The organism is Azospirillum griseum, from assembly GCF_003966125.1.
In the GTDB taxonomy this organism is placed as follows: Bacteria; Pseudomonadota; Alphaproteobacteria; order Azospirillales; family Azospirillaceae; genus Azospirillum; species Azospirillum griseum.
The window spans coordinates 81,753-101,547 of record NZ_RXMA01000007.1 but is presented as its reverse complement, the minus strand read 5'-3'; the positions used below and the strand labels follow the sequence as shown (position 1 = coordinate 101,547).

Sequence of the window (19,795 nt, the reverse complement as noted above, 5' to 3'; positions counted from 1 at the left end):
GTGGTGGCGCGCGTGCGCCGTCTGGTTGGAAATGATGGCCCGGCCCCGGACGGATGACAATGACGGAAGGGTTACAGCTTTTTCACACGGGCGCGCCTGTGGTCAGCCGACCAACCCGCGCAGCGCCGGGGCCAGGGCGGCGGCCAGCCGGTTTCCGTCGCACAAGGGGCCAGCCGCCATGCGGGCGCGCAAACCGGCGCGCAGCGCCGCCAGCCGGTCGGGTGCCTGCGCCCAGGCCACGGCCTTGTCCACGTAATCGTCCACGCTGGACGCCACGCAGCCCTCCACCCCGGCCACGGACAGGAAGGCCAGCGAATGGCGGCTGGAGAAGGTCTCGCCCGGCAGCGTCACCACCGGAACCCCCATCCACAGCGTTTCCAACGTCGTCGTGCTGCCCGCGAAGGGGAAGGGATCCAGCGCCACATCGACCGAGGCGCACCAGCCCATATGCTCCAGATTGCTGGTGGCCCCGACCATCGTCACCCGATCCGGCGCGATCCCGGCGGCGGCCAGCCGGTCGCGCCACAGGGCGGCGGTGTCCGGGCAGGACAGGGCCTTGGTCTTCATCAGCAGGCGGGCGTCGGGGATGCGCGTCAGGATGGCCGCCCAGGCCGCCAGAACCCCGGCGTTCAGCTTGGTCAGAATGTTGAAGCAGCCAAAGGTCGGCGGCGCGCCCGCTTGGCAGGGCGGCGGGGTCAGATCCGGCGCGCCATCAGGCGGGTCATAGGCGATGAAGGCGTCGGGCATGCGCAGGACGCGTTCGCCATACAACGCCTCCGCCCCGTCGGGGATGTGGTGATGGTCGGCCACCAGGGCGTCCATCGCCGCCAGACCGGTGGTGGCCATGTAGCCCGACCACGCGACCTGAACCGCCACCGGTTTGCGGGCGAAGACACCGGGCCGCCCGCGCGCGTTGTGCCCGGCCAGATCGATCAGGATGTCGGGCCGGTCGGCGCGGATGCGCTCGGCCAGCGCGGCGTCGGACAGCGCGCCAACCGGAATCCAGCGCTCCGCCGCCGCCTGGAAGCGGGCGGTCAGGTCGTCGGCTTCGGTCTGGTTGGCGTAGAGGAACAGGCGCACGCCGTGGGCGGGCAGGGCCTCCACCGTGCGGATGGCGAATTGCCCGGCGGGGTGGCGGCGGAAATCGCCCGACAGGATGCCGACGGTCAACGGACCGTCCGCTTTGCGCCGCGCGGGTTTGGGCCAGGAGGCCCGCAGCGGCGCGCCGTGCACCGCGTCCCACGCCCGATGCGCGGCCAGCGCCCCGGCCAGCGACGCCCCCGGCTGGAACAACGCCAGATAGGCAAGGTTGGAGCGGACCGTCGCCAGATCCGGGCGCAGGGCGAGCGCCAGCCGGTCGCCGCGTTCGGCCTCCGTCAACAGCCCTTGCGTCTGGCGGGCGACGGCCAGATTGGCCCACGCCTCGGCCAAGCCCGGATCCAGCGCCAGCGCGGTGGAGTAGGCGCGGGCGGCGTCGCCCAGACGGTTGGCCCGTTGCCGCGCCTCGCCCAACCCCAACCACGCGTCGGCGTTGGCCGGGTTGGCGCGCACCGCCCGCCGCGCCGCGTCGGCGGCGGCTCCATCCCCTTGGGCCAGAAGCGCCGCCGTCCGGTTGGTCAACGCGCCGGGATGATCCGGGCGCAGGGCCAGCGCGCGCGCCAGCGCCGAATCGGCCTCGACCGGGCGGCCCAGCGCCAGCAGCGCCGCCCCCCGGTTGGCGTGCGCCTCGACAAAGGCCGGGTCATCGGCGATGGCGGCGTGGAAAGCGGCCTGCGCGTCCTCGTTTCGGCCCAACGCCGACAGGGCGTTGCCCAGATTGAAGCGCGCCCGCGCGTAGCCGGGGCGGCGGGCGATGGCCTGGCGGTAGGCGGTGACGGCCTCCTCCCGGCGCCCCAGCGCGTCGAGCGCGTTGCCGAGGTTGTAGAGCGCCTGGGCGAAGTCGGGCCGCAAGCGGATGGCCTGCCGGTGGGCGGCCACCGCCTCGTCCAACCGGCCCAACGCCTTCAGGGCGCTGCCGAGGTTGTCGTGGTAATCCGCCGCGCGGCGGTTGGACTGGATGGCGGTGCGAATCCAGCGTTCCGCCTCGTCCGGCTGACCGGCCTGGAGATGGGCGACGCCCAGCAGATGGGCGGCGTCGGGGTGGCCGGGGACGGCGTCGAGCACGGCGCGATAGCCCGCTTGCGCCTCGTTCAACCGTCCGGCCTGATGGTGGGACAGCGCCGCTGTCAACACGTCCTGGATCGTCGCCATGGGGTCCTGTCTATCCGCCCGGACCGTCCGCGCGCCAGCATTTTCCGCCCTTGCGTCCGGGGCGGCGGCTTTTCAGCGCTTGACCCGGCGGGCGGAGACGGTCAGCTTGCCGCGCGTGCTGCATCTTTGGCCAGACCCATGAACCGACTGCAACGGTATCTGTTCCGCAACCTGCTGATCGCCACGCTCTATTCCACCGCCGGTCTGACGCTGACGATCTGGTTGAGCCAGTCGCTGCGCCTGATCGAGATCGTGGTCAGCGCCGGCGCGCCGATGCAGATGTTCCTGTGGCTGCTGCTGCTGACGGTCCCGACCTTCCTCGGCATCGTGCTGCCGCTGGCGCTGGTCGGGGCGATTTTGTTCACCTACAACCGGTTGACGGCGGACAGCGAGCTGGTGGTGATGCGCGCCGCCGGGGTCGGGCCGTTTTCCTTGGCGCAACCGGCGGTCCTGTTGGCCCTGATGGTGGTCGGCGTCGTCTACACCCTCAACGTCTGGATCACCCCGTCGGCCCATCGCGAATTGGTGCGGATGGAATATGTCGTGCGCAACGACTATTCGCAGCTGTTCCTGCGCGAGGGCGTGTTCAACGAGGTGGGCGACCGTTTCAGCGTGTTCCTGCGCGAGCGGGACTCCGACGGCAATCTGCACAAGGTGCTGATCCATGACGGGCGCGACGAGGTCAAGCCCGTCACCGTCATGGGCGACCGCGCCGTGATGCTGACCGGGCCGGAAGGCACGCGCTTTGTCGTCTATGACGGCAACCGGCAGGAGTTGGACCGCAAGACCGGCCGCCTGTCGCAACTGTTTTTCGAACGCTACGCCGTGGATCTGAAGGTGCTGACCCCGACGGCGGAGGAGCGTTGGCCCGACGCGCGCGAGCGGTCCACCGCCGACCTGTTCGCGCCGGAAGCCATCGCGCAGGACGACCGCATGCGGCGCGGCCTGATCGCGGAGTTGCACCACCGCTTCGCCTCGCCGCTGCTGGCCTTGGCCTACGCCGCCGTTGCCTTGGCCGCGCTGTTGTCGGGCGAGTTCAACCGGCGCGGTCAGTCCAGGCGGATCACGGTGGCGGTTCTGCTGGTGATGGGATTGCAGGCGGCGGCCCTGGGCTTGACCAGTCTGGCGGGCAAGATGACGCCCTTTGTGCCGCTGATGTATGTGCTGCCCTTCTGCGCGGTGATTCCGTCGATCTGGGTGATGTCGCGCGGGCTGCGTTTGAAGCCATCGCAGCAGGCGGCACCAGGGGCGACGGATTCCGGCACCAGAGACTCCGCCTCGTGACCCGGATTCTGTTCATCACCTCCAACCGGTTGGGCGACGCGGTCCTGTCCACCGGCCTTCTCGGCCATCTGATCGACCGGCACCCGCAGGCGCGCCTGACCATCGCCTGCGGCCCTTTGCCGGCCCCGCTGTTCCGCGCGGTGCCGGGGCTGGAACGGTTGATCCCGATGGCCAAACAACCCTATGCCCGGCATTGGTGGCGGCTGTGGCTGGCCTGCGTCGGCACCCGCTGGGACATGGTGGTCGATCTGCGCAACTCGGCGGTCGGTCGCTTGGTGCTGGCCGGAACGCGCGCCTTTCACCGCAAGGCCGCCCGGCCGATGCACAAGGTGGAGGAGATCGGCGCGGTTCTGGGCCTGTCGCCCCCACCAGCGCCACGGCTGTGGATCGACGCCCGGGCCGAGGCCGAGGCCGACGCCCTGCTGCCGCCCGACCGTGCCCCCTTTCTGGCCATCGGCCCGACCGCCAACTGGTTGAGCAAGGAATGGCCGGTGGAGCGGTTCGCCCGGCTGGCCCAACGGCTGACCGGCCCGGACGGGCCGCTGCCCGGTGCCCGCGTTGCCGTGTTGGCCGCCGGGGCGGAGCGTGTCCGTGCCTTGCCGTTGTTGGCCGCGTTGGGCGTGCGCGCCATTGACTTGACGGGACGCACCGACCCTTTGGCCGCCGCCGCCTGTTTGCGCCGCGCCGCGCTTTATGTCGGCAACGACAGCGGGTTGATGCACATCGCGGCGGCGGTGGGGGTGCCCACCGTCGGCCTGTTCGGGCCGGGCTTTCCCGAAACCTATGGGCCGTGGGGGGCATCCGCCCGCGCCGTCACCGGCAGCGTCCCGCGCGAGGAATTGTTGCGCAGGGTGGGTCTGGATCCCAACGCCAGCGGCCTGATGGACGGCGTTTCCGAAGACCGCGTTGCCGAGGTTGCGCAGCATTTGTTGGGGGCCGCGAACAAATTCTAGTCAAGTTGCGGCAAATGCTTGCGAATTCGCGAAAATAGGTCCGTTGCGTTGACAAAACCGCCGGGATGGCCGAAACTTCGCGGAGAAACGAACGCGGGCAGTCCGTCCGCGTCCGGTCTGGGTCCGCCACCCGAGGGTTTGGAATGAAGCCGACACCCACCTACGCCAACAAACCGACCTCGGACAACCCGCGTGACGTCGAATGCTGGGCTTTGGCGGAAGCCGCCCGGCGCTTGATTTCGGCAAGCCACGCGAAGGATGAGGACGCCTTTCAGGCGGCGTTGCAGCTCAACCAACGGCTCTGGACGATTTTTCAGGCCGCGCTGACCGAAGAGGATTGCGGACACCCGCGTGAGGTGCGCACCAATTTGGCCGCTCTGTCTCTGTTGGTGGACCGTGAAACCACCGCCCGTCTGGTGGACATGGATTTCGCCAAGATCGAAACGCTGGTCAGCATCAACCGGTCGGTGGCCAGCGGGTTGATGGCGCAGAATGATTTCATCGCGGCGCAGGCCGCCGCCGGGCAGCCGGTGCAGACCGCGCCAACTCCGCCCCCGAACGCGGTCCCGCCGGGTGTGGGCGGTGGTGTTCCCGGTCTGCGGCCCGCCGCCGCCGCCATGCCGCGCCCGCCGGTCCCGGCCGCCGATGCCCCCCCGATCAACCGCGAGTCGCTGCGCATTTCGATCTGATCGACGCATCAGGGATGAGACAAAAACCGGCGCGTTCGGAATAACGCGCCGGTTTTTCCGTTTGTAGGGCGTATCTGGGTCGTATCGGGGTTGCGGTTCGGGCTTCGCATTTGCCGCATGGGGCGGCATGGCTTGGCCTTGCTCCTGCCACACGGGGGCGATACCGTGCAGCCCCATGGCCGCAGACGGCGCACGCAAGGATCCATGCACGACATCGTCATTCATGTTCTGGGGATGGCCGGGTTGCTCGCCCTGGTCAGTTTCCTGCCTCCTCTGGCGGCGCGGTTCCAGCTTCCCTTCACCGTGCTGCTGGCGGCGGTCGGGGTGGCGTTGGGCGCGGTCATCCAGACCTTCGCCGGGATGCCGGGCGGCGGCCCGTTCCGCGATTTCGTGAACTCGCTGGCCGAACTGGACGTGTCGTCCGAAGTTCTGCTGCACATCTTCCTGCCGATCCTGCTGTTCGAAACCGCCTTGGCCGTCGATGTCCGGCGGCTGTTCGACGACATCGCGCCGATCCTGCTGATGGCGGTGGTGGCGGTGTTCGTCTGCACCTTCGCGGTGGGGTACGCGCTCAACCTCTTCACCTCGATGGGGTTGGTGGCCTGCCTGCTGCTGGGGGCCATCGTCGCCAGCACCGATCCGGCGGCGGTCATCGGCATTTTCCGCGATCTGGGCGCGCCGCGCCGCCTGACCACCCTGGTCGAGGGCGAAAGTCTGCTGAACGACGCGGCGGCCATCGCGCTGTTCACCCTGCTGCTGGGCATGCTGACGCGCAAGACCGATGGCGGCGCGATGGCGGCGACGCTGGAGTTCCTGCGCGATTTCGTCGGCGGGGTCGTCACCGGCTACATCTGTGGCCGCGTGGTCTGCATGCTGGTGGAACCGGTGCGCAACCAGCCGATGGCGGAAATCACCCTGACGGTGGCGCAAACCTATCTGGTCTATGTGGTGGCCGAACATTACGTCGAGGCGTCGGGCGTGGTCGCCGTCGTCACCTCCGCCCTGGTCATCGGCTCGGTCGGGCGCACCCGCATTTCGCCCACCACCTGGGGGGGGCTGGAGCATGTGTGGCAGCAGCTGGGTTTTTGGGCAAATTCGCTGATCTTCCTGTTGACCGCCATCCTGGTTCCGCGCCTGTTGGCGCAGGCCGGGTTGGAGGAGGTTGGCTTGGTGCTGGTCGTCACCGTCGCCGCCTTTGCCGCGCGCGGGCTGGTGCTGTTCGGGCTGCTGCCGCTGTTTTCCTGGGCCGGGCTGTCGCAACAGGTCAGCCACGCCTACAAGACGGTGATGCTGTGGGGCGGCTTGCGCGGGGCGGTGTCGCTGACCCTGGCGCTTGCCGTGACCGAAAACGGCCGGGTCCCGGAGCGGGTGCAGAGCTTCATCGCCGTTCTGGTCACGGGCTTTGTCTTTTTCACCCTGTTCGTCAACGGCGCGACGCTGCGCTCGCTGATCCATCTGCTCAAGCTTGACCGGCTGAACCCGGTCGAACGCGCCATGCGCAACCGCGCCCTGGCCCTGTCGATGGAAAACATCCGCGACCGGGTCAGCGCCGTGGCCCGCACCTATGAGGTCGACGCCGCCGTCACCGACGTGATGCTGGCGCGCTACGCCGACCGGCTGCAGGCCATCGACCGGCAACGGTTGAAAGATCCGCCCCTGCGCGACGAGGACCGCGTGACCATCGGGCTGGCCATCCTGGTCAACCGCGAAGAGGAACTCTATTACGCCCATTTCTCCGAAGGGGTGGTGTCGCGCGCGGTGATGGATCTGCTGGCCGGGCGCAGCGGGCGGCTGCTCGACGCGGTGAAAACGCAGGGGCGCAACGGGTATCGGGCGTTCGAGGAACCCTTCATCGCCTTTTCCCCCTGGATGCGCGGGGCGGCGTGGCTGCAACGGCGCTTTGGCATCCACGCCCCGCTCGCCCGCCGCCTGTCGATGCGGTTCGAGGTGCTGGTCGCCGTCCGCACCGTGCTGCGCGAACTGCTGCCCTTCACCCGCGACCGGCTGGCCCGGCTGTTGGGCGAGGATGTGGCCTGCGAGTTGGAAGGGATGCTGATCGGCCGCCTGGGCATCGTCGAACAGGCGCTGTCGGCCCTGAAGCTGCAATACCCCGATTACGCCACCGTGCTGCAAGGCCGCTACGTCGGGCGCGCCGCCCTGCGGCTGGAGCACGCCGACTACCGGGCCATGCGCGCCGAATCGATCATCAGCCAAGAGGTGTTGAGCGATCTGGAGCGCGAGTTGGAAGGCCGTCGCCGGGCCTTGGAACGGCTGCCGCAACTGGACGTCCGCTTCGACGTGGGCGAGTTGATCGGCCGCGTGCCGCTGTTCGTCGGTTTGCCGGAGGAGCGGATTGCCGCCTTTGCCACCCTGCTGCACCCCCGTCTTGCCCTGCCGGGGGAAACCATCGTCCGGCTCGGCGACCGGGGCGACGCCATGTTCTTCATCGCGTCCGGCGCGGTGGAGGTGCTGGTTCCCAATCTGGCGGAGCCGGTGAAGCTGGGCACGGGCGACTTTTTCGGCGAGATGGCGCTGTTGACCCGCCAGCGGCGCAATGCAGACGTGCGCGCGATGGGCTATTGCCAATTGCTGGTTCTGGATGAGAAGGATTTCCGTCGCCTGGTGCAGAAGGACGCGAATCTCCGCACCCATTTCCAGGCGGTCGCCGAGGCGCGCCGCCAACAGCCCGCGCAGCCCGTCCCGGCGGAGACCTGACCGCCAACCGCGAGCGCCGTGATGACCCCGACGACCCAGGACAACCCCGGCTGGGTGCGTCTGGCTCCCGCCCTGTTCGTGCTGCTGTGGAGCACCGGCTTCATCGGCGCGAAATACGGTCTGCCCTATGCCGAACCGCTGACCTTCCTGCTGTGGCGGTTGGGGGCGGTGTCCATCGTGCTGGCCCTGGTCGCTCTGGCGACCGGCGCGCCCTGGCCCAAGGATTGGCGGGCGGCGGGGCGGATCGCGCTCGCCGGGCTGCTGGTCCATGGCGTCTATCTCAGCGGTGTGTTCCTCGCCATCGCCCATGGGCTGGCGGCGGGTGTCACCGCGCTGATCGTCGGCATCCAACCCCTGCTGATCGCCGCCCTGTCCGGCCCGTTGCTGGGGGAGCGTGTGACCGGGCGGCAATGGCTGGGTCTGCTGCTGGGGCTGGCCGGGGTCGGGTTGGTGGTGCGGGAGAAGTTCACCATCGACGCCGATCATCTGGTCGGCATGGGTTACGCCGCGATGGCGTTGATCGGCATCACCTTTGGCACGCTCTATCAGAAGCGGCACGGGGCGGCGATGGATCTGCGCAGCGGAACCGCCATCCAATACGCCGCCACCGCCTTGGCGCTCGCCGTGCTCGCCCCGCTGTGCGAGACGATGGAGGTGCACTGGACCGGCGAGTTCCTGTTCGCGCTGCTGTGGCTGGGCTTCGTCCTGTCGGTCGGGGCCATATTCCTGCTGTTCGGCCTGATCCGCCGGGGGGCGGCGGCGCGCGTCGCCAGCCTGTTCTACCTGACCCCGCCGGTGACGGCGCTGGTCGCCTGGGCGATGTTCGACGAACGGCTGGGTCTGGTCGCGCTCGCCGGGATGGCGGTGGCGGTCGTCGGGGTGGCGCTGGTCAACCGGGGGTGACGCCGGGTTCGGGCGACTTGCGGTAAGACTGGCGTCGGCCCACCGATGGACGGACCAGGATGTCCGACCCTACGGAACGCTTCCCTCAGACGGCAGTTCCTGCATTCCAGGCATGGGGACAAAGCCGGGAAGCCGGTGTATCCGCGAAAACCACGCCCGCACCGCAGGTCTGGCGGCGAGATCGAAACCATTGTCGTGGGCGACGGCGGCGTAGGGAAAACAGGCGATGTCGCCGATCGTCGGCCCCCGGCCAGCCAGCCAGTCGTTGCCGCTCAACCGCCGCTCGAGAATGTCCAGAGCCTTGTTGCCAGCCTTCTGCGCGGCAACCAGATCGCCCGCGTAGTTGAAACGCTGGATCGCCCGGGACAGGAAAAGGCCGTTGACCTCGTTCTGGGCAAGCTCCATCCATTGCATGACGGCGGCTTGTTGAGCGGGTTCCTCTGGCAGCCAGCTTTTGGAGGGATCGTACCGCCTTGCCAGATACACCAGGATCGCCGTCGATCCCCAAAGAACCACGCCGTCGTCCTCCAGTGTCGGGATCTGCCCACGGGGATTCAGATCGTAGTAACGATCTTCGACCTGATTCCGACCGTCCTTCGCCGTGATGACAACGCTTTCATAGTCGATGCCAAGAAACGACAGCAGCAATCTTGCCTTGTAGCTGTGACCGGACGTTGGCCGCTGATAGAGCAGCATCGCGCAATTCCTTCTGTGGTTCTTGGGTTGAGGCCGTTCTCCCCCCTCATGGGAATGCGAATTGACTGATTGCGTCCAATCACTTCTTTGGATGCGTATTGAAAGAAATTTCTTATGAATTTTCCCTGCGGTCGCTTCAATGCAAAGGGGCCTCTTGAAGAGACTTTGATCCTTGAGAAGGCCGGAGCCACCATTTTCGGCCTGCGGAAAGGCGGCGTGATCCGGTCGGGTCGGCTTCCGCACACGTTGGTGCGCTGACAAAAGGACAAGACGGAATTGGGATGTCTTGTTTGTCAGCGCATTATTTTCACCTCTGATGTTCGCTCGAATTGGACAACAGGAACAGCGTCTGTGAAGTTCTCAGCAGCGATGTGTGAGATTTGCGTAAAATTCTTCCTACAAAGCACCCTCGGTCCTTCGATGGATGACTCGTGTTCCGCATGCGCTGCATTGCCAGACGGCCGCGCACGGATTATGCTTGTATGATCGTGCCATCTGGGTTGGGCGTCCGCTCTTCCCGCCCGCGACGAACGGAACCGGCCCATGACCGCTCTTGACCTTTCCCTGGACGACAGCCAGACGCTGCAAGCGATTGGCATTCTGGCCGACGTGCTGGATGGGGTGGATGGTCCGGGCGGGCTGGACACGGTGCTGGTGTCCAAGGCGCTGCGGCAGGTGATCGCCACCAAATCCCAACCGGCGTTCGAATTCGCGTCCCGTGCCTTCAACACGCTGGATCCGTCGGTGCGCCGTCAGGTCGCCTCCAACGCCGACGTCGCCGCGCGTCATGCGGTGGAACTGCGGGCGCGGGTCGGTGGTTTCCTGTCCACCGCGCCGAAAAAGCCGGTTCCGCAAGGGCCGGTGGTCACGCAGCAGCCCAACCTCATCACCGCGCTCAACCTGCGCTCGCGACGGCGCTCCACGCCGTAAGCGGCGTCAGTCCCCCTCGAACACCGCGATGTCGTGCTCGCTGTCCGGCTGCAAGGCCGCGACCACCGCGCAATCCCAATAGGGGCGCGGGCCGAAGCGCTGAATCAGGAAATCCACGAACACCCGCACCTTGGGCGACAGATGCCGGTTCTGCGGGTAGACGGCGTTGACGCTGGCCTCCGCGATCATGCAATCGGTCAGGAAGGGGCGCAGCGCGCCCGACGACAGGGCTTCCCCGCACAGGAAGGTCGGTGACAGCACGATCCCCGCCCCGGACAGGGCGGCTTCGCGCAGCAGATCGCCGTTGTTGCCGCGCAGCGGGCCGGAGACGCGCACCGCGCGGATCTCGCCGTTCACCTTGAACTGCCAGACGTCGGGGGTGGGGAGATTGGTGTAGATCAGGCAACGGTGGTTGCTCAGATCCTCCGGCACCTGCGGGGTGCCGTATTGTTCCAGATAGGCCGGGCTGGCGCAGGTCACGGCGCGGGCCGGGGCCAGCCGCCGGGCGATCAGGGAGCTGTCGCGCAGCCGCCCGATGCGGATGGCCAGATCATAGCCCTCCTCGACCAGATCGACGAAGCGGTCGTTCAAATCCATCTCCACCTCGATCGAGGGGTAACGGTTGATGAACTCCGCCACGGCGGGCGCAAGGTGGCGCACGCCGAAGGACACCGGGGCGTTGACCCGCAAGCGCCCGCGTGGTGCCGCGTGCAGATCGGCGACCGCCTGTTCGGCTTCCTCCAGGTCGGCGAGGATGCGGGCGCAGCGCTCGTAATAGGCTTGGCCGACCTCGGTCAGGCTGAGTTTGCGCGTGGTGCGGTTGAGCAGCCGTGCCCCCAGCCGGTTTTCCAGCTCGCCAATGCGGCGGGACACCACGGATTTCGACAGGTTCAGTCGATCCGCAGCGGCGGTGAAGCTTTTGGTGTCCACCACCTTGATGAAGGCGAGCATGTCGTCGAGTCGGTCCATGGCATTGTTCTACACCCAGAAACAATGATGTGCCAAGAACCTCCATTACCAATTTGGCTTTGGCGCTCTATCTCTGTGAACCGCGACCACCGGACCGCGAGGGCGGGCCGGCCGCGCCAACCATGGGGAGTGCTGACGATGGCCAAGGTTCTGGTGCTTTATTACAGCAGCTGGGGGCATGTTTCGGCGATGGCGCAGGCGGTGGCCGATGGCGCGCGCTCCGTCCCCGGCACCGAGGTGGCGGTGAAGCGGGTGCCGGAACTGGTGCCGGAGGCCGTGCGCCAGAACGCCCATTACAAGGATGAAAGCGACGTCCCGGTCGCCACGGTGGACGAGCTGGCCCAATACGACGCCATCGTGTTCGGCACGCCGACCCGGTTCGGCAACATGGCCGCGCAGATGAAGAACTTTCTCGATCAGACCGGTGGCCTGTGGATGAAGGGCGCGTTGGTCGGCAAGGTCGGCAGCGTCTTCACCTCCACCGGGACCCAGCATGGCGGGCAGGAAAGCACCATCCTCAGCACCCACACCGTGCTGCTGCACCAGGGCATGGTCATCGTCGGTCTGCCCTATTCCTTCCAGGGGCAGATGGGCGTGGCCGAGGTGATGGGCAACTCGCCCTATGGGGCCAGCACGATCGCGGGCGGTGACGGCTCCCGCCAGCCCAGCGCGGTGGAGTTGGACGGCGCCCGTTTTCAGGGCCGCCATGTCGCGGAGATCGCCACCAAGCTGCACGGCTGACGCCGGATTTTTGTGGTATCACGGTTCAGGTTCGGGGTTGGCCTGGGTTGCGGTTGCCGCGTCCCAGGCCAATGTCTCTCCAGAGCGCCGCGCGGCGCTTCACGCTGTCGGCGACCCATCATTTCCATAATATCGATTATGGATTTTCACACCCCTGCAGGTGGGTTCTATCCCGGAGCGCTCAGGCGCGAACTGGCCGCCGTGCCGGGCCAATCGTGCGTTTCGGCAACCGCATCCCGGCACCACATGTAAAAGGCGTCGTACAGACTCATGGCGGCGTCGAGCTGCGCCAGGTCGCTGCGGTGCAGACGGGAGAAGCCGAGCGATGCCGCCAACAGGCCAGCGGATTGCGGAGCAAGATCGAGCCGGGCCGTGTCAGCGCCGCGCACGATCACGGCCAGCGAGGCCAGCGGCGCGAACGAGGCCAAGCCGAACTCCTGCAGCATGACGTCAAAGGTGCAGCGATCGCCGCGATGGCTCCAGAAAACCGCGTCGATGTCAAAGGGGGTGGCGTGAAAGCGGTCGGCGACGGCCTGCACCTCCGAGGCACCGACGAACAGGAACACCGCCTTGGGATCGATGAAGCGCCGGATCAGCCACGGGCAGGCGATGCGATCAATCTTTGGTCGGGCGCGCGTGACCCAGACGGTTGCCCCGTTGGGACCCGGTGCCGGAACATGATCGGGACGAACCAGCGCCCCGCCGAGCGTTGCCCAGGCGAGGAATCCGCCGTCCAGAACCTCGGCGCGCGCGCCGACGTGCCGCAACCAGGCCGCAACGCCCTGGCTGAGCTTCAGTCCCTTCTGACATACAACAACGACGTCACAACCGGCGAAATCGCTGGCCCACGACGCCACGGACAGCGCATCCCGGCGGATGGATGCCGGCAGCTTGCGGGGGTCCAAAGCGAAATCATCGTCCGTGCGGACGTCGATGATCACAGGCGCGTCGGGCAGACCGAGACGGCGCATCAATTGATTGGCGGTGATGGATTCAGGAACGGGCACGTCGTCCTCCCAAATGTGTGGGGCCTGGACGCGATGCTTGGGCCGAAGCCTCACGGGGAGATCGCACATCCCCTGGCCTTCAACGCTATCGGATACCACGAACGCGTGTCAAGCCGACGTTTGCACGGTTGCTCTGCGGGTGGTGGTGGGTGGTCCGGTCTTGGGCCTCAGCCGCCGCCGTCCAGGGCGCGCAGCAAGGGGGCGATCTTCACCATCATCTCCTCATGCTCGCGACCGGGATCGGAATCGGCGACGATGCCACCTCCGGCCTGGGCGATCACCCGGTCGGCGGTGACGCTCAAGGTGCGGATGACGACGCTGCTGTCCATCGCCCCGTCGAACCCGATCCAGGCGATTGCCCCGCAATAGGCCCCGCGCCGTGCCTCCTCCACCTCGTCGATGATTTCCATGGCCCGTATCTTGGGTGCGCCGGTGACGGACCCGCCGGGAAAGGTCGCGCGCAGCAGGTCAACCGGCCCCAGACCGGCGCGCAACCGCCCCTCGACCACCGACACCAGATGGTGAACGGAGGCGAAGCGCTCCACCGCGCACAGCGTTGGCACCCGCACGCTGCCGATGCGGGCGACCCGGCCGATGTCGTTGCGCAACAGGTCGGTGATCATCAGGTTTTCCGCCCGGTCCTTGACGCTTCCCGCCAGTTCCTCGGCCAGGGCCGCGTCCTCCGCCGGGGTGGTGCCGCGCGGCCGGGTTCCCTTGATCGGCCGGGTTTCGATCCGGCCGTCGGCGGTCAAGCAGAGAAAACGTTCGGGCGAGGCGCTGGCCAACCCAATCCCTGGCCCCATCCCTGGCCCCACCCCCTGCCCTTCCCCATCCCTCCAGACCAGACAGGCGGCGAAGGGGGCGGGGCTGAGCGCCAGCAGCCGACGGTACAGGTCGAACACCGTCAGCCCGACGGGTCGATCCGCCAGAAAACGCCCGGTGACGTTGGCCTGGAAGACATCACCGGCACCAATGTAGTCAAGCACCCGCGCCACGCGCCGCTCATAGGATCCGCGATCCAGTTCGGGCCGCCACCCTGTCGTTGCCGTCGCGGTGGCTGCGGGCGGTGGCAGCACCGGGGCGGCTGCCAGCCGGTCCGCCACGGCCCGCAAGCGCGCGTGGGCGCGGGTGCGGCGGGCGGCGGGGTCACGCTCGGGAAAGCCGCTCGACAGGATCCAGCCGCGCTTGTCCCGTTCGTCGAAAACGATCGCGGTGTCGTAGAGGCCGAACAGCAGGTCGGGCAGACCGCTGTCATCGGGGTGGCGGCAGGGCAACCGTTCCAGCACCCGCCCCAGCCCATAGCCGAGGAAGCCGACGGCCCCGGTGCGGAAGGGGACCGGCAGGACCGACGGGTCGGCCCCCGCCGTCAGTCGGCAGGAGGCCAGATGGTCGTGCAGCACGGTGAAGGGGTCGCCGTCCACCGGCTGACCATCGACCGACACGACGCCGCCGGACGCTTCCAGGCGGCGGAACGGCTCGACCGCCAGAATGGTGAAACGCCCGCGCCCGCCTGCGTCGGCGGCGCTGTGCAGCAACGCGGCGAGCGGCTCACCCGACCAGGGGGCGAAGGCCGCCACAGGGTCACGATAGGGAATGTCCTGGATCAGCAGGCCGGAGCCGTCGATCCAGGCCTCCGCGATCATCGAACGGTCGAACACGGGTTTCCTTCGCCTTGCCCCTGGGAATGCCGCCGCCCGGCAAAGGGCGGCCCCATCCATAAAGGGGATGGTCCGGGTCGGCAACGCCCGTCTGCCGGTGGCGCGGCGACGCGGCGTTTCCGCTGGATCACTCCGCCGTCGGACTCAACCGCCGGGCGAGCGCCGCGCAGAACGGCCCCGGCTGCCCGTCGCCGACCGGGAGGCGCTCCAGCGACACCACCGGACGCAGGCCAAGGCTGTTGCTGAGAACGATCTCATCCGCCGCCAGCAGGTCGGCAACCTCGACCGGTTGCTCGATCACCTCCTGCGCCTCGAGGATGGCGGCGCGCAGAACGCCCGGCAGGGCACCTTCGGCGACCGGCGGAGTCACCAGTTGCCCGTTCCGCACCAGGAACAGGTTGGCGATCGAGGTCTCGGCCACGCGCCCGACGCTGTTCAGCAGCACGGCCTCGTTCCCGCCGCGCCGTTCAGCCTCCCGCCGGGCCAGAACATTGTCCAAATAGTTCAGCGACTTGACCCGGCTCAGCGGCGAAAGCTCGTTGCGCCGTGTGTCGCGTGCCACAATCAGTTGGGCCGGTGGCAGCGGCGGCGGAACCGGTGCCACCGACAGCAGCAGCGTCGGGGCCGGTTGGGGCGGCGGCAGCAACCCGCGCGCCGCCGGTCCTTGCGTCAGGGTGATGCGCAGCACCGCATCCGCCATCCCTTCGGCGGCGCACAGATCGGCCACCGCCCCGCGCAGTTCGGCGTCGGAGACAGGCACCGCGATGCCCAGAAGATCAGCCCCCCGGCGCAAACGCGCCAGATGCCGGTCAAAGCGCTGGGGATCGCCGCGCGCGATGCGCACCGTTTCGAACAGGCCGTCGCCAAGCGTGAACCCCCGGTCGCGCGGGTCGATGCGCGCCGTTTCGACCTCCTGCAACCGGCCATCCAGCCAAACCCGCATCATCGCCCCCGTGCTTCCACCGTTCCCCCCGCTTCCTACAGAGGGGCGGACGGGTTCGCAACCGGGGCGGTGGCGCGGTCAACCGCCGTTCAGCGGCAGAGGCGACGCTTCCCGTAACGACTTCGTGAGCGCGACGGTTTTCCGTACCCTCCCACCACCGGCTTGCGTACAAGCGTAGCGGACAAGGCCCCAACGGCGACGGGGCCATCACAGGCGGCGGGTTGGTGGGATGGAAATTCATCAGGTTCAGTACTTCATGGCCCTGTGCCAAAGCTTGAACTTCACCCGCGCCGCCGACGCCTGCGGGGTGACTCAACCATCGTTGACCAAGGCGATCAAGAAGCTGGAGGATGAACTGGGCGGGCCGCTGTTCCGGCGCGAACGCGGGTTGACCCATCTGACCGATCTGGGCCGCCTGATGCGCCCGCATCTGGAGGCGGTGTTCAACGCCAGCGAAATGGCCCGGCATCAGGCCGAATGCTGGCGCAAGCTGGATCACGCCCCGCTGCGGGTCGGGTTGATGTGCACCATCGGGCCGGGGCGGATGGTGGAATTCCTCAAGCGCGTGCACCACGATTTGCCGAACGTCGAGGTGACGCTGAAGGACGCGCCGGGGCGCGAGGTGGTGCGGCTGTTGATGGAGGGGGAACTGGACGTCGCCTTCGTCGGTCTGCCCGACCTGCCCGACCGCTGCGACCATGAGGCCCTCTACCGCGAGCGCTACACCGTCGCCTTCGCCCCCGGCCACCGATTCGAGGCGATGGACCGCGTGCCCTATCAGGAATTGCAGGGGGAGGATTACCTGTCGCGCGTCAACTGCGAGTACCCCGATCATTTCTCCGCCCTGGGCCTGCCCGACACGGTCGATGTCCGCGTCTGCTACGCCACGGAGCGCGAGGATTGGGTCCAGGCCCTGATTCTGGCCGGGATGGGCTGCGCGGTGATGCCGGAATATCTGCCGATTCTGCCGGGAATCGCCACACGGGTGATCGTGGAGCCGGAAATCGCCCGCGACATCCGGTTGGTGACGGTGTCAGGCCGCCGCCATTCCCCCGCCCTGCGCGCCTTCATCGCGCTGGCCAAACGCCACCCCTGGATCGCCGGGGGCTGATCGGTCGCGGTTGGGGCGGAATTTCGCGCCGACCGGGGGCAAAACCGCAAGCCGCGCTGGCTATCCCCCACAGGTTTTATGGTAGGGTGCGATCAGCCGGGACTGTTCTGCGGTCGCGACGCGCGCTGTGTCCCTGCCGCTTCGGGATTCAAGCCCGCCGCCCGCCCCGGCCTTCGGGACGCGAAAGGGAAGAGCATTGAGCGACGAGTTGAAAAACGTCACGGCGACGGTGAAATGGTTCAAGCCGGAAAAAGGGTTCGGTTTCGTGCGTTTGGCCGACGGCACGGGTGAGGCTTTCCTCCACGCCTCCGTTCTGGCCGCCGCCTCTCTTCCCAACCCGGTGGAAGGCACGGTTCTGGTCTGCGACATGGCCCAGGGGGCCAAGGGTCCGCAGGTGGTCGCCATTCATTCGGTGACGCCACCGGAAAACCCGCCCGCCCCGCGCCCGCGCCCGGCCCGCCCGCCGCGCGGCCCCGCTCTGGAGGGTGCCGACACGGCCCCGGCCGTCGCCCAGCCGCCGCGCCAGCCCAAGCCGCCGCGTGAACGTCGCGAGCGTGTGGTTGAACCGTCGGGTCCGGCGGTGATGGCCTATGGAACCGTGCGTTGGTACAATCTGGACAGCCAGTCCGGCCTGATCGAACCGTGGGAGGATGGGGCCGACGTGTTTTTCGACCGCGCCACCCTGCGCCTGTCCGGGCTGGAGATCGTCGCCGATGGCGAGGATGTCCGGTATCTGGCGGTCGGGTCGGACGACGCGCCGGTGGCCCAGCGGGTCGAGCTGATCTGATCCACCTTTGAGGCAATCGACCAGAAGTTGAGACGCGCGGGATTTGCCCCCGGTGACCGCGTGTCGCAACTTGTTGCTGTTCGACCGATGGCCTGTTGCACCATCAACGGGCTATCATGGCGACACACTCGGGTATGAACCCGGACTTGTTGTCACCGTGATAGGCTCATGCTGTTGCCGTTCGCCCGCAAGATCGTTGTTGCCGCCCTGTGCGCGCTAGCGCTGTCCCCCACCGCCGGGCGGGGCGACGGGACACCTCCGGTCGCGGTGGCGGTCGGATCGGCAATGGTGGGCGACACCGCACCGGTGTCCTACTGCGTCGATCCCGATTGGCCGCCCTACGACAGCCTGACTCCGCAGGGGCAGCATGTCGGCATCGGCGGCGATCTGCTGCGGCTGGTTGCCGGGCGGGCGGGCCTATCCTTGAATCTGGTTCCGACCAAGGATTGGGAGGAGAGCATCGGCCAGTCGAAGGCCGGGGCCTGCACCCTGTTGAATTTCCTGAACCAGACGCCCAAGCGCGACGCGTGGCTGCTGTTCACCGAACCGCTGTTCACCGACCCCAACGTCATCATCACCCACGAACATCATCCCTTCGTTGCCGATCTGGCCGGGTTGTCGGATGAAACGCTGGTGCTGCCCAAAGGCACCTCGATCGAGGAGCGGGTGCGGCGCGATTATCCCAATCTGCGCATCCTGCTGACCGACAGCGAGGCCGACGCCTTTGCCCTGCTGTCGCGCGGCAAGGCCGATCTGACCATCCGCTCCCTGACCGTGGCGGTCTACACCATCAAGACGGAGGGGTGGTTCAACCTGAAGATCGCCGGGCAAATCCCCGGCTACGACAACCATCTGCGCATCGGTGTGCTGAAAAGCGCCCCGGAGTTGCGCGATCGCCTCAACCGGGCCATCGCCACCCTCACGCCGCAGGATCGGGCGCTGATCGCCAACCGGCACGTTGCCATCACCGTGCAAACCGGCCTGGATCGCGATCTGATGCAGAAGATCGCCCTGGCCTTCACCCTGGTGTTGCTGACCAGCCTGTTCTGGATCGCCAAGCTGTACCGGCTGAACCGGACCTTGGCGGTGGCCTCGCAGACCGACGCCTTGACCGGTCTGGCCAACCGCGCCAGCCTGAACGACCGTTTCGCCAAGGAGATCGAGCGGGCGACGCGCCACAAACGCCCGCTGTCGGTCATCATGTGCGATCTGGACCATTTCAAACGGGTCAACGACCGGCTCGGCCATCTGGCGGGCGACCGGATGTTGCGGGAATTCGCCGCCATCGCGCGGGCCAGCACCCGCAGCATCGATGTGGTGGCCCGCTGGGGCGGGGAGGAATTCTTGATCCTCTGCCCGGAAACCGACGCGGAAGCGGCGCTGATCGTCGCCCGGCGGCTGTGCGAGGCGGTGCGCGGCCACATCTTTGCCACCGGTTGGCCGCACAGCGTCAGCGTCGGCGTCGCCAGCCTGCGGCCCAATGACACGGTGGACAGCCTGCTGCTGCGCGCCGACGAGGCGCTGTATCAGGCCAAACACCAGGGCCGGGACCAGGTCTGTCTGGAAACGCCGCTGGCGCTGCCCGCCCCGACCCGCTCCCCGGCTTTGTAGGGTTTGGGATCAATCATCATTGTGGCCATCATCGTGGCGGCGGCGGTCCCGCCCGCCGTCGTGGCGGTCGTTGCGGCTGACGCTGGTCCCGTCCTCGCGGATGATCTGGACCGGACGGAAGGTTCCATGGTGCATGCGCCCGGCCACGGTGATCGGTGCGCCGACCCGCAAACCGTCCATCGACAGGCCGCGCGCCGCCACGATCAGGCTGTCGCGCCCGTCGCTGACGGTGAAGCCCGACGGCCCCACCGCCTGCACCGCCCCGCTGACGGTGCCGCCGCCCGCCGACACCACGTCGGCGATGGGGCGCGGGGCGCTGGGTTGCGGGGCTTTGGGGTGGCCGTCGTCCGCCAGGACCGGCACGGCAATGGCGGACAGCAGGACGGCGGCGGCGAACAGACGAACGGAACGCATGGGGGATCTCCGTGGTGGAAGGGTGTTTGGGCGGGCGGTTCGCCGCCCGATGGATCGCAGCCTGCCGGATCCGGTCTGAGGCGCGGCTGAACGCGGCGTTCACCTCCGGTTCATCGCTGAAAAACCCCTCTTTC

At 67.8% G+C, this 19,795-nt stretch carries 17 protein-coding genes; 10 read left to right on the top strand and 7 right to left on the bottom strand.

The features are described from left to right. Positions 1-102: 102 nt before the first annotated feature. The gene (locus EJ903_RS09730; protein ID WP_126614584.1) at positions 103-2,250 is read right to left on the bottom strand and encodes an O-linked N-acetylglucosamine transferase, SPINDLY family protein; all 2,148 of its coding nucleotides are present in this window, start codon (positions 2,248-2,250) and stop codon (positions 103-105) included. 138 nt (positions 2,251-2,388) lie between these two features. On the opposite strand from EJ903_RS09730, the gene lptF reads away from it, so the two are divergent. From lptF to EJ903_RS09705, 5 genes are all read left to right on the top strand, one after another. Beyond that, complete coding sequence (gene lptF, locus EJ903_RS09725; RefSeq protein WP_126614582.1) at positions 2,389-3,534, top strand: LPS export ABC transporter permease LptF; 1,146 nt, start codon at positions 2,389-2,391, stop codon at positions 3,532-3,534. Further along, positions 3,531-4,487 (top strand): glycosyltransferase family 9 protein, encoded by a 957-nt coding sequence (locus EJ903_RS09720; RefSeq protein WP_126614580.1) that lies wholly within the window; start codon positions 3,531-3,533, stop codon positions 4,485-4,487. Before lptF ends, EJ903_RS09720 begins: the two co-directional genes overlap by 4 nt. Positions 4,488-4,630: 143 nt before the next feature. Continuing rightward, positions 4,631-5,176 carry a flagellar biosynthesis regulator FlaF gene (locus tag EJ903_RS09715; protein WP_126614578.1) on the top strand — a complete coding sequence of 182 codons (546 nt, stop codon included), beginning with the start codon at positions 4,631-4,633 and terminating at the stop codon, positions 5,174-5,176. 204 nt (positions 5,177-5,380) lie between these two features. Beyond that, positions 5,381-7,891, top strand: coding sequence for a cation:proton antiporter (locus EJ903_RS09710; protein WP_126614576.1), 2,511 nt, complete (start codon positions 5,381-5,383; stop codon positions 7,889-7,891). Between the two features lie 21 nt (positions 7,892-7,912). Continuing rightward, positions 7,913-8,794: a DMT family transporter gene (locus tag EJ903_RS09705; protein WP_126614574.1), complete on the top strand. Its 882-nt coding sequence runs from the start codon at positions 7,913-7,915 to the stop codon at positions 8,792-8,794. A gap of 69 nt (positions 8,795-8,863) precedes the next feature. Here EJ903_RS09705 and EJ903_RS09700 read toward each other — a convergent pair whose 3' ends face one another. Then, positions 8,864-9,490 carry a glutathione S-transferase family protein gene (locus EJ903_RS09700; RefSeq protein WP_126614572.1) on the bottom strand — a complete coding sequence of 209 codons (627 nt, stop codon included), beginning with the start codon at positions 9,488-9,490 and terminating at the stop codon, positions 8,864-8,866. A gap of 543 nt (positions 9,491-10,033) precedes the next feature. Here EJ903_RS09700 and EJ903_RS09695 point away from each other — a divergent pair. Beyond that, entirely contained in the window at positions 10,034-10,420 is a 387-nt protein-coding gene (locus tag EJ903_RS09695; protein ID WP_126614570.1) for a hypothetical protein, read from the top strand. A 6-nt stretch (positions 10,421-10,426) separates the two neighbouring features. On the opposite strand, the gene EJ903_RS09690 is transcribed toward EJ903_RS09695, so the two are convergent. Then, on the bottom strand, positions 10,427-11,389 hold the full coding sequence (locus EJ903_RS09690; RefSeq protein WP_126614568.1) for a LysR family transcriptional regulator: 963 nt from the start codon (positions 11,387-11,389) through the stop codon (positions 10,427-10,429). 138 nt (positions 11,390-11,527) lie between these two features. On the opposite strand from EJ903_RS09690, the gene wrbA reads away from it, so the two are divergent. Beyond that, the gene (wrbA, locus tag EJ903_RS09685) at positions 11,528-12,130 is read left to right on the top strand and encodes an NAD(P)H:quinone oxidoreductase (protein WP_126614566.1); all 603 of its coding nucleotides are present in this window, start codon (positions 11,528-11,530) and stop codon (positions 12,128-12,130) included. A gap of 167 nt (positions 12,131-12,297) precedes the next feature. On the opposite strand, the gene EJ903_RS09680 is transcribed toward wrbA, so the two are convergent. From EJ903_RS09680 to EJ903_RS09670, 3 genes are all read right to left on the bottom strand, one after another. Beyond that, entirely contained in the window at positions 12,298-13,137 is an 840-nt protein-coding gene (locus EJ903_RS09680; protein ID WP_126614564.1) for a chromate resistance protein ChrB domain-containing protein, read from the bottom strand. A 167-nt stretch (positions 13,138-13,304) separates the two neighbouring features. Continuing rightward, entirely contained in the window at positions 13,305-14,780 is a 1,476-nt protein-coding gene (locus tag EJ903_RS09675) for an anthranilate synthase component I family protein (protein ID WP_126614802.1), read from the bottom strand. A 142-nt stretch (positions 14,781-14,922) separates the two neighbouring features. Further along, positions 14,923-15,741, bottom strand: a complete 819-nt coding sequence (locus EJ903_RS09670) for an aminotransferase class IV (RefSeq protein WP_342772162.1) — start codon at positions 15,739-15,741, stop codon at positions 14,923-14,925. Between the two features lie 226 nt (positions 15,742-15,967). Between EJ903_RS09670 and EJ903_RS09665 the strand changes: the two genes are divergently transcribed. The 3 genes from EJ903_RS09665 to EJ903_RS09655 all read left to right on the top strand — a co-directional run bounded on the left by EJ903_RS09665 (position 15,968) and on the right by EJ903_RS09655 (position 19,247). Continuing rightward, on the top strand, positions 15,968-16,849 hold the full coding sequence (locus tag EJ903_RS09665) for a LysR family transcriptional regulator (RefSeq protein ID WP_126614562.1): 882 nt from the start codon (positions 15,968-15,970) through the stop codon (positions 16,847-16,849). Positions 16,850-17,045: 196 nt separating this feature from the next. Then, positions 17,046-17,636, top strand: a complete 591-nt coding sequence (locus tag EJ903_RS09660) for a cold-shock protein (protein ID WP_126614560.1) — start codon at positions 17,046-17,048, stop codon at positions 17,634-17,636. A gap of 168 nt (positions 17,637-17,804) precedes the next feature. Further along, complete coding sequence (locus EJ903_RS09655) at positions 17,805-19,247, top strand: diguanylate cyclase (RefSeq protein WP_126614558.1); 1,443 nt, start codon at positions 17,805-17,807, stop codon at positions 19,245-19,247. Between the two features lie 9 nt (positions 19,248-19,256). Here EJ903_RS09655 and EJ903_RS09650 read toward each other — a convergent pair whose 3' ends face one another. Then, the gene (locus tag EJ903_RS09650; RefSeq protein ID WP_126614556.1) at positions 19,257-19,661 is read right to left on the bottom strand and encodes a hypothetical protein; all 405 of its coding nucleotides are present in this window, start codon (positions 19,659-19,661) and stop codon (positions 19,257-19,259) included. Positions 19,662-19,795: the final 134 nt, after the last annotated feature.